Genomic DNA, 15,585 nt, shown 5'->3' on the forward strand with positions numbered 1-15,585 from the left:
CTGGCCTTTGTCAAAGAGAAAATCCCTAATTTTAACCAGCTCGATTCCGGATAGAAAATCCTATTGGATTTCCCGCACCGTAATCATAGCTTTAACGTTAGCCTTCATTATGACCAGCCATAAAATGACTAAGTTTGGATCTATATAAGGAAAATTGTCTAAAACCAATTCAGCAAAAAATATCAATAAAATGAAATAATTATGCGACTAAAGACAATATTAAAATGGGGAATTTTATTGGGTGTTTCTGTAGCACTCGGAACTCAGATACTCACGTGGCTAGGTTTAGGATTGACAAATTGGTTTGTATTGTTGACTTATATATTGGTAATAGTTTTCTCAATCTTAAGTCTAACTGAATTGAGGAATCGTAAAGAGATAAAACTTAACTTTCTAAATGCCATTTTAGTCATTATTGGGATTGTTCTTATTTCAAGATTGATTTTTCAGACGTATATGTTCATATACACCCGCTATTTAGATCCATCCTGGGTGGATACCGTTTCGAAAACTTGGACAATTTCTTTACAAGAATCCAACGTAGCTGCCAATGAAATAGAACAACAAATAAATAGTTTCCGGAAATCGTATGAAATACTTCCGATGTTTACCAGCTCGTTGATTTCCTATGCAATACCACAGTTTGTTATTGGTATAATCGTTTCCATAATATTTGTGTTTACGAATAAGAAAAAATCAATCAAAAAGAGTACATAAGGAAAGGCAAACAACGTATATAAAATCATATTGGCTATTAGCCACTACGCTTCATACACAAACCGTTGTGGTTAGTTGATAAATATATAAATGGATAGTACTTTTAAAATTGAATTTGATCGATACACCAGTGATTTTTATGTCTCAATTTATTGAATGACTTTCACATAGTCGGTATGTGTTTTTCCCAATCCATCTACTACCATTGTATCAAACTTATTCCAGATCGCCTGATCACCAAAATCGGCTTCCATTTCCCCTGAAGGAGGATATATTCGGTCTCGGTCTTCTATGCTTGTAAAAGTTAATAGAATTGAATATTTACCGGCACGTATACCCCTATCACCTTTTACCAAAATCAACTTTTGTCCTTCCATCTTGTCATATATTGGTGCGATTTTATTCAAAACTAACGATTCAAATTTTTCCGTATCTGTTTCTGCTTTAAGTTCTATTTCATGAATGGCATAAACTTGCTTTGTTTCTGTAGTATTTTGAGTTTTAGCTTCATTGTACGGGGCAAAAGCATAAATAACAATTAACACTAATGCAACAGCTATTCCAGTTATTTTTTTCATCTTTATTACTTTTTTAAATAATTGATATAATGTACAATATAAATTGACAAAATGTACAATATATTGCCAAATCATCGTAATCAGTCTTAATCTTCACAAAACAACTATGCACAATAAGGGCTATAATTCATCACGCCAAGGCGTGACGAAATCATAGCCAACATGTTGTGGTTAATGTCCAAAAACCGGAAAATTAAATGAACAAAACGATATTTGAGATTACCAAAATGGACTGTCCTTCAGAGGAAAATCTAATCCGCATGAAACTGGACGGAATCTCAAGTATTGCAAATTTGGACTTTGACATTCCCAACCGAAAATTGACCGTTTTTCACAGCGGAGAAATTGACCAAATCGAAAAGTCTGTTCTAGAACTGAATTTAGGGGGAAAGAAAATCTCAACTGAACAAACCGAGCAAACGGTATTTCATGAAAACTCAAACCAGAAAAAACTACTCTGGACAGTACTCGGCATAAACTTTGCTTTTTTCCTAATCGAAATGACAACTGGACTAATTTCAAATTCAATGGGATTGGTTGCAGACAGTTTAGATATGCTGGCAGACAGTTTTGTTTATGGAATCAGTCTGTTTGCGGTTGGCGGAACTTTGACAAGAAAAAAGTGGATTGCCAAACTTGCTGGATATTTTCAAATTACTCTTGCGGTTATTGGATTTGTAGAAGTATTGAGAAGATTTTTCGGTGCAGAAAAATTACCTGACTTCTCGACAATGATAATCGTTTCGATTTTGGCACTTATCGCAAACGGAATTTGTCTTTACATTTTACAAAAGTCAAAGAGTAAAGAAGAGGCTCATATGAAAGCGAGTATGATTTTCACTTCAAATGACGTGATAATAAATTTGGGAGTAATAACAGCAGGAGTTTTGGTCAATTGGTTGAACTCAAATAAACCTGACTTAATTATCGGAACAATCGTTTTTGTTTTGGTAATTCAAGGAGCATTTAGAATATTGAAATTAAGTAAATAAATAAAAACACTAACCAAGACAATGGCTATAAGTAATTGCTTGTTCTTGCCTACTTCTGAAAATCCTCCCACCTTCGCAGAGCTTCGGTGAGCGAGTCGCGGATTTTCAGCTTGTTGTGTACCTGCCTGCCGGCAGCAGGCTTGCTAAGTTAAGTGCTATCCCGATAGCTATCGGGACACGCAACTACTCATAGTCGAGACCGTTGGCATTAATTTGTCAAATCAAGGAATGTAGATAATCTGCGGAATCTTTCAGACCATTTTTTCTTAAAATATCCAAAACCTCAAATTCATCTAAATCAGGATTTCTTCTATTCAAAACCAATTTTCGAAACGCTTCAACAGCTTTGTCATGGTTTAAATCAATTATGTCGGTAATAAAATCGTCAGCTGATTTTACGGACAATCCGAAAGTGGCCAAATACTCTTCAGGAAAATCTTTAAGATTATTAGTAACAATGACATTGGCGTTGGTCTTTATGGCTGCGGCCATAACATGTCTATCCTTTAAATCAGGAAGGGTCAAAGTTTCAATCAGAGGCTCGTAATTCGAAACAAGTGCATCTGGAAAAGCCAAATTGGCCATATTTGTTCGCTTCTTGATTTGCTCCTCACTTACTCCTTTTTCTTTCATCACTTTTTCCCATTCATCAAAAATATGATTGCTCCATTTCGGTGTAAACAATTCATAGTGAGCAAACCAAAACAACAAATCCCTAATCTCAATTGGATAAATAATATTCGTGTCTAAAACACACGTAAATCGGACACTATGAATCATATAGCCCTAATTCTTCATCTGACTTCATTATATCCATCAAAATCTGCTCTTGATTGGCTTTCATCTCATTCTTATAATTAACAACATCCTCAAACTTAACCCTTCTGTGCTTACCAACTTTAGCAAATGGGATTTTACCTTCTTCTAGTAATTTAACTAAATGTGGACGGGAGCATCCCAAAAATTCAGCAGCTGACTGAGTAGTCATTTCTGTGGCCATTGGGACTAGGGAAATTGGCTTCCCTTCACTAGTTGCTTTTAAAATTTTCGCTAAAAGCTTAAGGGCTTTAAGAGGAATCTTTATCTTTTCCTCAGTTTCTTCTATCTCAATTTCTGGATTTTTAGAAGTCAGTTGTTCCAATGTAGCAGCGAGAGCATTATAAGATTTCATCGCTGTAATCTGCTCCTCTTTAGATGGCCTTTTTATGTTCTTGTAATGTTCCATTTTAGTATTAGTTGTTAAGGTTTAACACAAACTTAAACGAAATAAACGAAACGATGTTGTAAGGAATAGTTAAATTTATCGTGTGGAAATAAAACTAATGCCAACAATGGCTATAGCAAATAGGGCATAAAGTCTTATATTTAAAGGCTTGGGCGTGTTTGCTAAGTCCGCCAAATCTTTTGGAATTGGCAATTAAAAAAGAAAAAATAATTACAAAACAAAAAGCTCTGGCTACGAGTGCAGACGGAAACGAAAAGTTTCCTTGCCTGCCCTACTTGCCATAGCCGTTACCGTTGTGCGTCATTATTAAACACAGTGAAAATTATCAAATAGTATTATGTCATTAAAAAAAGCATCATTGTTCGCTGGCATTGGGTTGCTGATTATGACCATTTCATGGCTTCTTTCTGATTATCTCGTTTTTCAGAAGCTTATTGAACCTGAAAATGAAGCTCAAACCATAAGCAATATTCAATCAAATGAATTGTTATTCCGTGCTGGAATTTTCGGCCTTTTTATCGTACTCCTATGTGACTTGATTGTAGCATGGGCTCTTTATTTTTATTTTAAATCAATAAGTCAAAGTATCTCGTTACTAGTGGCTTGGTTCAGACTGGTCTATACCGTGATATTAGGAATAGCATTACTTAATTATACCGACATTTTACATCTAATTGGTCAAGCCGATTATTTAAGCGATTTGAATGAATTAGCTACCGAAGTGATGTTGTCAATTGATTCTTTTCAAAATGATTGGAACTTTGGACTAATATTTTTTGGGTTTCATCTCGCTCTACTTGGCTACTTATTTTGGAAATCAAAGTATAAACCCAGAATTATTGGCCTGTTGCTCATGTTGGCAGGATTAAGTTACTTAATAGATTATTTGGGCAAAATTCTTTCTCCTGATTTCGAAGTTACCTTTAGCCTATTCTTAGGCTGGGGAGAGTTGGTTTTTATGATATGGTTATTAATCAAGGGCGTTAAGATTCCTAAACACTCTGATGAAAACATTATCTAAATGGGTGATCTTCCAGATAAGAATAACGAACGCACAACAACGTATCCTATGAAAAGGACTTATATATTAGACCATTGTAGGCTATTAGATTAGAACTTTTATTTCAAAGAATTAATTAAAATACAATATGACGACATTAGTAGTTGGCGCAACAGGCGCAACCGGAAAACATTTAGTGGAGCAACTGCTAAATTTCGAGCAAAAAGTAAAGGTTATTGTCCGTTCACCTGAAAAATTACCTGATTCATGGAAAACCAACAACCAACTGTCCATCATCCAAGCTAGCATATCAGATATTACCGAAGATGAAATGGCCGAATACATTCAAGATTGTAATGCAGTCGCTTCATGTTTAGGTCATAATATGAATTGGAAAGGGTTATATGGAAAACCTCGAAAACTAGTTACAGACGCCGTCATCCTCCTCTGTAATGCAATTAAAAAGAATGCACCTGATAAACCAGTGAAAATTGTATTGATGAACACTTCTGGAAACCGTAACAGAGACTTAAATGAACCCATTTCAATAGGTCAAAGATTTGTAATAGCATTACTTAGATTATTGTTGCCTCCGCATGTGGATAATGAAAAAGCTGCCGATTATTTACGAACTAAGGTTGGTCAAAAAAATAATTTAATTGAGTGGGTAGCTGTTCGTCCAGATGGTTTAGTAAACGAAGACAGGGTCACAGAATACGAGGTTTATCCCTCGCCAACAAGAAGTGCGATTTTTGATGCCGGAACTGTAAGCAGAATTAATGTTGGTCATTTTATGGCTAAGCTAATTACAGAAAATGACTTATGGAATAAATGGAAAGGACAAATGCCCGTAATATATAAGACTGCTCAAAAGAATAGTTAATAGTAAAATAAACAGCCTACAACAATGTGTAAAAATGCGTTAAAACGCATTTTAAACAACCCGTTCATAAACAGCAGAATAAATGGACGCCATAGCTAGTATTTAATCAGGATTTGGATAATCCTAATTACATTTTCCACTGGAAATAGAAAGCCTGAAATGGCTTAGCCATTCCTGGCTATTTTCATTTTAGCAGCTGAAGAGTATATGGTAAATCAGGATTTGGATAATCCTAATTACATTTTCCGCTGGAAATAGAAAGCCTGAAATGGCATATCCATTCCTGGCTATTTTCATTTTAGCGCTTATGACCATACATGGTCAACGCTTTAAAATGATAAAGCCCGAAAATCTTACGATTTTCAGGCTTTCTGCTTGTCGGGATGACAGCATCCACTTAACTATTTCAAGTATCTGATTATCAATATTTTAAATACTGTTATTTAATGTCGTTTCCTAATAAGAACACGTTTACTAAATAATAACTTTTAAAGGTAAATTTTATGCGTTTTTACCACTATAAAAATAGGCAGAAAATCAATACGATTTGTTTTCATCTAAATATTATTAATTCTTAAGTATCTCAAATAAACTCACATTCAAAAACAAATTCTCAACTCCTACTTTTTGAGATTTTAAAATACCTATTTTTTCTAATTCTTGTAAATATTCAGCTGCGGTTTGACGCTTGGCAATACCTTTATCAACCAAAAATTTCACTTTGCAATAGGGTTGTTCAAAAAGCAATTCTATTAATTCCTTGGAATAAACCCGAGAAGGCAATTTTTCTTTTGCCAAAGTAATGGTCTTATCCATCAAGGTATTGATAGTATTTATTTTTTCAAGAGTATATTTGGCCGTTTCTTCAATACCTTTTAGCATATACAAAATCCATCCTTCCCAATCTTGTTTCTCGGTAACAGCTCTTAACTTTGCGTAATACTGATTTTTATTCTCAATTATATATTTGCTTAAATACAAAATTGGTGCATCCAATAAACCTTTTTCCACCAAGTACAGAATATTTAAAACCCTTCCTGTTCTTCCGTTTCCATCTGGGAATGGGTGAATAGCCTCGAATTGATAGTGCATTACCGCCAATTGTACCAAATCATCAATACCATTTTCTGAGTGTACAAAGTCCTCTAAATTTTTCAGCAAGTCCCTGATGACCTTCTCCCCTTCGGGTGGCGTGTAAATTGTTTTATTACCACTGGTTATTCTTGTTCCAGTTGTTTTACGAATACGGGCATTATTCTCTTTGATAGTCTGAACTATAGAAATGAAGGTATTTGTAGATAAAGGTCTTTTATCTAAGTTATTGTAACCTTCCCATAAAGCTTGCCGATATCGCAATACTTCTTTGGTCTGTGCATCGGTGGTGCTGGTATTGGTAGTAAAAGCTTGGTATAAATTATCTTGGGTGGTTACGATATTCTCAATTTCGGAACTATCTTTTGCTTCCTGCAAGGTAATTGCATTGATAAGCATTGATTGGTTGGGTATTTCATCAGCCCTACCCTTTAGCTCTGCCAATACCCGCGTAGCCGCAATAGCTTGCTTTAAAACTTTTTTGGTTTCAAGTTCTACTTTTGGGGGTAGTAAAGGTAAATCGTTATAAGGTTCGTTTGGATTATACATGATTTCGACATATAAATACAACTATGTCGACAACATCGACATAATACAAATATATGTCGAAAAATTGTAATTTTATCGACATAATTAAATTTGTATCAAAAACCGTTGAAAATAAAGTATAGTGCCCCAAATTCCAGTCCTAAGAACCGTTGGTTCTAATGGACTACTCACCAAGAACATCCCGCATATATTTTTTGATATTGGAGTCCCAATAGATTTTCCCAATCATTTCGCTGTACAACTCAGTAAATCGCTCGTTGTTGATAAGATTACCAAAAAGGGATTCTTGCTCTAGAAATGCCAAAGGATCTGTGGTGGTTTCTCTGGCTGCTTCATGAAGTTGTTCGGCCATAGCATCAATTATTTCAATAGGCCTTCCATCTTTATCGATTCTTTTGTCAGAATAATAGCACCATGCAGCAAGTATAAATGTTGCAAATTTAATGCTGCCATCCTGCTCCAAATTTTCCATCAGTGTCGGAACCAAGAATTTTGGAAGTTTTGCCGAACTTTCTGAACAGATTCTACTAACGCTATCCTTAATATTGGGATTGCCGAAACGAATTGCTAAGTTGTCTTTGTATTCCTCTATATCGATTCCTTCTATGGAACCCAAAATTGGAGTGACTTCCTTATCCATAAAGACTCGCATAAACTTTGCAAACACTTCATCACGCATACATGCATCAATGGTCGGGTGCCCATATATTGCCCCCGTAATACCCAATACAGAATGCCCTGCATTTAGTAACCGAATCTTCATTTTTTCGTAAGGCGTCACATCAGGAACGAACTGTACCCCTACATTTTCAAGTTGCGGTCTAACATTTGAAAAATTGTCCTCAACAACCCATTGGATAAAAGGCTCACATACTACAGGCCATTTATCCTGGAAATCATATTCATTTTTTAGATAGTCCATTATCTCCTTTGCAGTCACTGGAGTAATTCTGTCAACCATACTATTCGGAAAGCTAACTTCTTTTTCTATCCAACTAGCTAATTGAGGGTCTTGTTTTTTTGCGAAAGCCAATACCATTTTACGGGCGACATTTCCATTGTGCTGAATATTATCGCAGGACATGATTGTAAATGGTGGTAATCCGTTGGCACGTCTTTTTTTAAGTGCTACGGTCAAATAACCGTAAACCGTTTTGGGTTCATTCGGATTTCTCAGTTCATGTTGTATTTCAGGATTTTCAAAATCGAACGCTCCGGTTGATGGATTAAAATTATATCCCCCTTCGGTGATGGTCAAGGAAATAATTTCAGTGGTTTCACTTGCCAATTTATCGATAACGGCTTGAGGGTCATCAACCGCCAATAGAAACTCTGTAATAGAACCGATAATTTCATTTTCAATGTTCCCATTGGGGTGCTGGGTGACCAAGGTATAAAGGCCATCCTGTTCTATTAAGACATTATACATGTTACGGTCTCCTTCCCGTAGACCCACACCACAGATTGCCCAATTATGGGCATCATTTTTTTGTAACAATCGATGAATGTAGTAGGCCTGATGCGAACGATGAAAACCACCAACCCCAATATGGACAATTCCTGTTGCTAATGATTTTCTGTCATATTCAGGACAGGAAATTCGATTTGAAAGATTGTCTAGATTTTTCTGATTTAATTCCATCTTTACTTTTCTACAGATTAAGATCCAATTTTCACCTTGTTCCTTTTCATTGCCCAATACGCAGTAACGAAATAGGTAACCGTACAGACAAATCCATAGAAATAAAAGGTTTCCCTGTTGACGAGATAGTCCTTTTCCGTAGCACTGCCAAACAAAACCTTTGCCGCCAATATCAAAGTAATTGACAAAGCAGTCACTGCTACGACTTTTAATGTTTTTGTAAATAAAGAATTGTCCGTTGGCGGGGTTGGTTCTTCAGCGGCCAATTTTTCGTGGTACTCATCAACCAGTTCATCGAACTCTTTTTCCTTGGCTTCTGCTTCTGGATATGTTTTTTTGGCACCATAACGACCCGCCAGAAACGTATATAAAACAATGGTGAAGAACCATGTTGGAATAAACAGATAATAGAATGACATCACATCTAAAAAGTTTAGACCAAAACCGAATACCAAACCCAATCCCCAAGAAGCAACGGCGGGTATGCTGGTCAGATAGTCTTGATACTTTGACCAATAACGTGTATATCCGATTCTGGGAAACAATTGATGTTCAGCAAACACAATAGCTCCGACAGGAACCACCAATAGGCCAGCATAGGTCAACAAGGGAAGTATCTGGGAGAATACAAAGGGAAAACAGGCAATGATAACCATTGCAATTCCCACCACCATGGTGGTCTTTCGACGGGAGAAACTGGAAAATATGGCTTGTGCCGCCAATCCTGCCCGATAGAGATTGGTGATGGCCGTTGTCCATCCTGCCACAATAACAATCACAAACCCTGACCATCCTAATGCATAGTAAGCCACATCACCGGGGTCAAGCTCAACAATGGTCTTCCCTAAAATCACGGCAGCACCAGCACCCATAATTCCAGCGGCAATCCATGCAATATAATGACCAAATAGCATTCCCGTACTTGTTGCCAGTCCGTAGGATTTCTTCTTTGCGAATCGCAATAATGCCATATCAATCAAGCCAAAATGTGTAATGGTATTTGCAGCCCATCCAAAACCGATAACCTCGACTAATCCTATACCGCTTTCCCCATCACTATTTATTCCCGTCCATATGGAGAGATTCCCAATATCCACAAATTCAGACCAGCTACCAGGAAGTGGTTTCTCCAAAACACTTAACGAAAGAGCAGGAAGCAAGACCAATGCACCGCTAGTAAACATAGTAAATAGCCATGGTGCACATATCCCTGAAAAATCAGAAACGGCGTTAAAACCATAGATGGCGACATAGACTACAACCATGCCGACCAAGAAAACAATTAATATGAACCAAAAGTTTGTGGGATACCAATTCAGCTGCGCAGGAATATCAAAGGCGAATCGCACAGCAGTCGCCGAGACCGTTACCATTGCAGCAGAAATTACCGTGAATATGAGCACATTGGCCCAATCGTACAGGTATGACATTTTCTTGCCTGCAATTTTTTTGAGATAGGTATAAAGGCTTAATCGGGTGTCAACGGCAATCGGAGAAGTAATCAAAGTCCAGCTTAATACGGCCAAAATGTTTCCAATAAGCAGACCGATGACTATATCCATGGTCTTTGCACCTAGGGCAACAAAGGTGGCTCCTATTACAAACTCGGTTGCTGCCACATGTTCGGCCGCATATAGCCCTGCAAAATGAGTCCAGTCGTGAAGTTTATGTTTTGGAACTGGCAGTTGTTCTTCCTGCATTTGTTCCAATTTCGAAAAGTTACTCGAATTCTTCATATCGTGTTTGGTGGTTTTATTTAGAAAACTTAAAGAAGTAAATTCTCAAACTTATCGTGAAAGATAGAGAAATAAAGGCGACTTTGGATTAATAATTAGGTTTTAACCAGATACTTAGACGGTAAAACTTATGGGACACTAAGCAGAAGCGAGCGAAACAAAGTTTCGTGCTGCAAGTCCCAAATCCTTACCAAGCTTCATCCTATCTTTTTGCGAGGTAAATCAAAGCTCTTTATTCAAATCCTGTTTCAAACTTTCCAAATCGCTTTCTTCGATTTCAATTTTATAGAACGATTTTCCAAATCGGGATTTTTCCAATGTGATTCGGTCCAATAATTTCAAAATCTGTTTACGCTCCTTTTTCCAGTTCTCTTTGAGCATATAATTATCGTATTGGGTCGCCTTGTCCCTTTTCAAGGATTGGTCATACATTTTTTGCTGTAACTCTAAATCCTTTCGACTGTTTTTCCCTTCTTGTTCTGCGAAGTCGAATACCTTTTTGAGCATATCATGAATTTTTGGAATGCCGCTATTCTTTTCCCAATTACGAAGTAGTTCTTCCAAATAATCCAGCCTTTTGCTCAGCCGATGTTCAGAACCCATATAGTTCATCAAATATTTGTTCTTCGGTGAGATGTTTGCCCCTTCAAAGAAGTCCATCATCAGTTGCAAAGTCAGGGTATGCGACTTGGAAATTTTCTTTGAGAATTCCCGATATCTTCCGGCAACTATCCGATTGATGCTTATGGCCGAGAAATCGCTTTTTTTCTTCTTTTTCAATTCCATTTACAGTAAATTTTTTCAACGTTTATAGGGTCTCACAGGGTTTTTACTGTGTTTTTGACGCAAAAAATAATCGCACTATATTTTCAATTAATTGAAAATCAATGGTTTGTAATCCGTAACATCGCTTTAGCGCGTTACCCTCTTGCTTTACAAACCTTATCCGCTTCGCTACTAAATTTTGTAAACCTTAAAAGGGCACTTTTCATTCAAAAAAGTAGGTTGCGCCCTATCGGATTTTTGCTTCACGCCTGTCTGCCGACAGGCAGGCTTACCTTTCGGGACGCTACAAAAACCCAACAGGAACCATGCGCAAAAGTTAGGGTAAGGATTTGGGGGCTTCGCTATTTTGATTCTTCTTCGCCTTGTAATGATTCATTAAATTCTGCATATCCTCTCCTACTTTCTTTTCAACAACCTTAGCATAAATTTGAGTAGTTGATAGTTTTGAATGACCTAATAGTTTCGATACGGTTTCAATAGGAACTCCATTGGAAAGTGTAATGGCGGTGGCAAACGTATGACGTGCCACATGAAACGTTATATTCTTTCGAATTCCACAAACCTTGATGATTTCTTTCAAGGTTCGATTTATCATATGATTACTGTAAATGGGTACTAACCTTCCAGCTTCAATGATATCATGCTCATCCGCATACTTTTCAATAATCTCTTTGGCTTGAGGTAGTAAGGGAATTTTCAGAGGTTCATCGGTCTTGGTACGCTTGGTGTATAACCATTCATTACCATCTATCCCTCTTACTAAATGGTCAGAATTTAGCTCTTTAACATCAATATAGGATAACCCCGTATAGCAAGCGAATAGAAAAATGTCTTTAATTCGTTGGGTACTCTTTTGTGTGAAGTCCATTTCCTTTATTAGCTCCAATTCCCTCTCAGTTAAAAACTGTCGTTCTGTTTTTTCGAATCGTAGCTTGTAATTAATAAAGGGGTCTTTGTCTATCCACTCCAACCGTACTGCTAATCGGGACATCTTCTTTAAACGTTCCATGTGTTTCATGGCTCCGTTATTTCCACATTGGGTTCTGGTTGTTGGTTTATACCTTCTTAAGTACTGCTCAAAGTCTACTATAAATCGATAGTTCAGTTTCCTCAGCTTTATATCTTCAATACCGTAATCACTTTTCATAAAACTTTTGATGTTACGTTCAGTGATACCATAATTCTTCATAGTTCCTTTTTTTAATGAAGTATGCATATTGGAATTATGATATTTGATTAATTCAAGCAATGTTTTACCATCTTCATCTTCTCCCAAGTACTTTGCACGTATAGAGGAAGCAGTTACAAGCTGATTCTCATATAAGAGTTGTCTATGACACTCATGAATTTTGGTATATACTTGGTCAAGGTATTTATTGAGCGACTGGATATTTTGGGAATATCCCCTTCCTCTCTTCTTATTATTGTCCCAAAGCACACGAGGGATATCCCGATTTAAGCTCATTTCTTTGATTGTTCCATTAGATGTAATGCGAACATAAAGGATTACATTCTCGGAAATTTTTCTGTGTTTTCTGGTAAAGAATAATACTGATAATCTACTGTTGTTGTGCATGTTATACGTCTTTAAATTAATACTATAGGTTGGTAAAGACGAAAGCAAAATACCTTCAAAAGCTACTTAAAGTTACAACAATATATGTGCCGAGAATTATCCCGTTACGCACACGATTTATATGATTTCAGATGATATTATATGATATCACAAAAAATAAAAAGTACTGAAAATCAATAGATTAACAGTACTTTGATACCACTTAAAAGTGTTAAGTCGGGATGACAGGATTTGAACCTGCGACCACACGGCCCCCAGCCGTGTACGCTACCAGACTGCGCCACATCCCGATTCTATTAGTTTTCTAATTCTTCATTTTTAATTCAAATCCTATATTCTTCAGGGCCTGCGACCACTCCGGCGTTTGGCGGCTTACGCTACCAGCCTGTCCCGCCACCGGCGGGAACAAACCACATCCCGAAAATAAGACCGCAAAAATAACAAAGTTTATTTTAAATGACCTGTTCTGTCTAACCATTATTTGATGTCTAAATATATATAAGTTTGTAACCTTAGTTGCGCTCAAAAGATTATTAAAAATTGACACTTGTTAATAACACATTGATATTCAGATTTTTAACTTTTTAAAAATATGATATTTATCATAATTTAAGTAAAGTTCCGGTCATAATTTTAACAGAAGATTAATAAACCGGTTAAATAGACAGTCTTATGAAAAATTTAAAATTATTAGGTTATCTGATGGTTTTTGCATCAGCTTTACTGTGTGTTCAATGTACCAGTGACGCTCTAGGTCCTCCGGTCCTCCGGGGGCAGATGGAGCAAATGGTATTGATGGTATTGACGGAATTGATGGGGTTGACGGGGTTGATGGTACTGCCTCTTGTGTTAGTTGCCACTCAAACGAAAACAGAGATCCTTTGTTTGCTTCCTGGGAATTATCAAAACACGGCACAGGCTTTGTTAGTTTTGCTGCTCCGAGAGCAGATTGTGCACAATGCCACTCTGAAGAGGGGTATGTAGATTATATATCTACTGGGTCAGTTAAGGAATATACCTTAGAATTAATTGGTGTTGATTCTCTGGGTTTTGCAGTGTATGATACTATTAACCCATATCCCAACGCTTCTCCATTATACTGTACAACATGTCATGACAAACACAGCAGCTTCGATTTTGAAAATGACGGTTACGATTATGCATTACGAAATTTCAATGCGGTAACCCTGGTTATTGATTCAGCTACCGTGATTGATTTTGGTAACGCCAGTAACAACTGTATTACATGTCACCAACCAAGAAACAGCTATGAGATCCCATCGAGTACGGGAGATTATGAAATTACGTCCAAAAGGTTTGGTCCTCACCATGGACCACAATCTACAATGCTCGAAGGAATCATGGGAGCCAATATTGCTGGTTCTGAACCTTACCCAGGTGTGGGATCCGCCACACACAGAACAGGATCTTCCTGTGTAAATTGTCATATGGGAGAATCTTCTGATATTAGCCAGGGATTACATTCCTGGATTCCAAAAGATGAAGCTTGTATCACTTGCCATCCCGCCGGAGCTCCGGATGAAATTAATGGATTCTCTGCGGATATGGCCACTTTAGAAGCCCTTTTAGCTGCCAATAATATGTTCGACGTGGATGGATATTATGTTCCCGGAACGTATTCCGCTAAATTAGCACAAGCCGCATGGAATTACAGGACCTTACTTGAAGATCAAAGTAAAGGGGTACATAACCCTGCCTATACAAGGGCATTGCTTAAAAATTCTATTGAAGCTTTACAAAATTAATAGTGGGATCTTCATTATGCTTTGGCAAAAATCAGATGGCAAAATATAATGAAGGTTTTCCCCGGTTCTTCCGATACTCATTATACTTTTCTAAAAAAAGGAATATATGTGAGAGCAAAAGGCCGGTTAAATAACAACAATAAAATGAAAAAACTATTTCGATTAGCTCTGGTTAGCAGTCTAAGTTTAATGTGTTTTTCATGTTATTATGATGAACTATATATAGAAGAGATTCCAGAAATACCGGAGGATCAGATAGTTTCATTTCAAGATGACATACAACCCATATTTACCGCGAACTGCATTGGCTGCCATAACACTACTATCGCAAATCCCGATCTGCGAGAAGGCAATTCCTATAACGCAATTGTACCTGACTATGTTATCGCAGGAGATGCCGAGAATTCTGAATTGTATCAAAAACTACCAGGTATAGGGCATCAGCCTGATCCCGGTTTTACTTTGGATGTAGATGAAATTGCGTTAATAAAAGGCTGGATAGACCAGGGGGCTGAGAATAACTAAATAAAAACATGAAAAATGAAAAACTATAAAATAATCCTTTATGTATTTTTATTTAGCCCCTTCTTGATCTTCGCTCAGGAAAAAGTTAAAGATACCGTTCCTGTAAAACTGGAAAGAGCGGCATTTGAAAGTGCCTGGATCATCGATAACCCAACAAATGTGCTCTACAGCAAAAACACTATGGAGATACAAATGGCGCACAGGTTTGGAACAATTAATGGTGGAACGAACGATTTGATTGGGATATGGGCGCCATCTAATATTAGAATAGGCGTTTCATATGCGGTTCATGACAGATTAACACTCGGATTTGGAACTACCAAATTTGATCGCTTGCAGGATTTTAACTGGAAAGTGGCACTCTTAAGACAAACCCGTGGTAATGAAATGCCGGTAAGTGTATCTTACTATGGTAATTTCACCATCGATGCCAGGACATCAGACAATTTTGTCAGGACTCAGGATCGCTATTCCTTTTTTCATCAGGTTATCATAGCCAAGAGGTTTACCCCCGGCTT

The 15,585-nt window shown here is 37.1% G+C and carries 15 protein-coding genes and 1 tRNA gene; 7 read left to right on the plus strand and 9 right to left on the minus strand.

The genetic code is table 11. The features are described 5' to 3' along the window. The first annotated feature begins 201 nt into the window (after positions 1-201). Positions 202-717: a DUF4199 domain-containing protein gene (locus Q0X89_RS03215; RefSeq protein ID WP_297691167.1), complete on the plus strand. Its 516-nt coding sequence runs from the start codon at positions 202-204 to the stop codon at positions 715-717. 149 nt (positions 718-866) lie between these two features. Here Q0X89_RS03215 and Q0X89_RS03220 read toward each other — a convergent pair whose 3' ends face one another. Further along, positions 867-1,295, minus strand: coding sequence for a hypothetical protein (locus tag Q0X89_RS03220; protein WP_297691168.1), 429 nt, complete (start codon positions 1,293-1,295; stop codon positions 867-869). A 197-nt stretch (positions 1,296-1,492) separates the two neighbouring features. On the opposite strand from Q0X89_RS03220, the gene Q0X89_RS03225 reads away from it, so the two are divergent. Next, positions 1,493-2,287 (plus strand): cation transporter, encoded by a 795-nt coding sequence (locus tag Q0X89_RS03225; protein ID WP_297691169.1) that lies wholly within the window; start codon positions 1,493-1,495, stop codon positions 2,285-2,287. A 216-nt stretch (positions 2,288-2,503) separates the two neighbouring features. Here the strand turns inward: Q0X89_RS03225 and Q0X89_RS03230 are convergent, their stop codons facing one another. Both Q0X89_RS03230 and Q0X89_RS03235 read right to left on the minus strand, forming a co-directional pair. After that, the gene (locus Q0X89_RS03230; RefSeq protein ID WP_297691170.1) at positions 2,504-3,067 is read right to left on the minus strand and encodes a PIN domain-containing protein; all 564 of its coding nucleotides are present in this window, start codon (positions 3,065-3,067) and stop codon (positions 2,504-2,506) included. Continuing rightward, on the minus strand, positions 3,057-3,512 hold the full coding sequence (locus Q0X89_RS03235) for a helix-turn-helix domain-containing protein (protein WP_297691171.1): 456 nt from the start codon (positions 3,510-3,512) through the stop codon (positions 3,057-3,059). The genes Q0X89_RS03230 and Q0X89_RS03235 overlap by 11 nt, the downstream gene beginning before the upstream one ends. A gap of 337 nt (positions 3,513-3,849) precedes the next feature. Between Q0X89_RS03235 and Q0X89_RS03240 the strand changes: the two genes are divergently transcribed. Continuing rightward, positions 3,850-4,533, plus strand: coding sequence for a DUF4386 domain-containing protein (locus Q0X89_RS03240; protein WP_297691172.1), 684 nt, complete (start codon positions 3,850-3,852; stop codon positions 4,531-4,533). Between the two features lie 127 nt (positions 4,534-4,660). Then, positions 4,661-5,395, plus strand: coding sequence for an NAD(P)-dependent oxidoreductase (locus Q0X89_RS03245; protein ID WP_297691173.1), 735 nt, complete (start codon positions 4,661-4,663; stop codon positions 5,393-5,395). 567 nt (positions 5,396-5,962) lie between these two features. Here Q0X89_RS03245 and Q0X89_RS03250 read toward each other — a convergent pair. The 6 genes from Q0X89_RS03250 to Q0X89_RS03275 form a co-directional block, all read right to left on the minus strand. Beyond that, on the minus strand, positions 5,963-7,036 hold the full coding sequence (locus Q0X89_RS03250; protein ID WP_297691174.1) for a Fic family protein: 1,074 nt from the start codon (positions 7,034-7,036) through the stop codon (positions 5,963-5,965). A 163-nt stretch (positions 7,037-7,199) separates the two neighbouring features. After that, positions 7,200-8,678: a mannitol dehydrogenase family protein gene (locus tag Q0X89_RS03255; RefSeq protein ID WP_297691175.1), complete on the minus strand. Its 1,479-nt coding sequence runs from the start codon at positions 8,676-8,678 to the stop codon at positions 7,200-7,202. A gap of 17 nt (positions 8,679-8,695) precedes the next feature. Next, entirely contained in the window at positions 8,696-10,414 is a 1,719-nt protein-coding gene (locus Q0X89_RS03260; RefSeq protein ID WP_297691176.1) for a hypothetical protein, read from the minus strand. Positions 10,415-10,636: 222 nt separating this feature from the next. Continuing rightward, positions 10,637-11,200 (minus strand): BfmA/BtgA family mobilization protein, encoded by a 564-nt coding sequence (locus Q0X89_RS03265; protein WP_297691177.1) that lies wholly within the window; start codon positions 11,198-11,200, stop codon positions 10,637-10,639. Positions 11,201-11,516: 316 nt separating this feature from the next. Then, a complete protein-coding gene (locus Q0X89_RS03270; protein ID WP_297691178.1) occupies positions 11,517-12,776 on the minus strand; it encodes a site-specific integrase in 1,260 nt (419 codons plus the stop codon). A gap of 216 nt (positions 12,777-12,992) precedes the next feature. Beyond that, positions 12,993-13,066 (minus strand) — tRNA-Pro (locus tag Q0X89_RS03275). A 591-nt stretch (positions 13,067-13,657) separates the two neighbouring features. Here Q0X89_RS03275 and Q0X89_RS03280 point away from each other — a divergent pair. The 3 genes from Q0X89_RS03280 to Q0X89_RS03290 all read left to right on the plus strand — a co-directional run. Next, positions 13,658-14,542 (plus strand): hypothetical protein, encoded by an 885-nt coding sequence (locus Q0X89_RS03280; RefSeq protein WP_297691179.1) that lies wholly within the window; start codon positions 13,658-13,660, stop codon positions 14,540-14,542. 144 nt (positions 14,543-14,686) lie between these two features. Beyond that, positions 14,687-15,067 (plus strand): hypothetical protein, encoded by a 381-nt coding sequence (locus Q0X89_RS03285; RefSeq protein WP_297691180.1) that lies wholly within the window; start codon positions 14,687-14,689, stop codon positions 15,065-15,067. A gap of 15 nt (positions 15,068-15,082) precedes the next feature. Beyond that, the coding region (locus tag Q0X89_RS03290) for a DUF5777 family beta-barrel protein (RefSeq protein WP_297691181.1) at positions 15,083-15,585 on the plus strand (503 nt) is incomplete at its 3' end.

Source organism: uncultured Eudoraea sp. (genome assembly GCF_947258525.1).
In the GTDB taxonomy this organism is placed as follows: domain Bacteria; phylum Bacteroidota; class Bacteroidia; order Flavobacteriales; family Flavobacteriaceae; genus Eudoraea.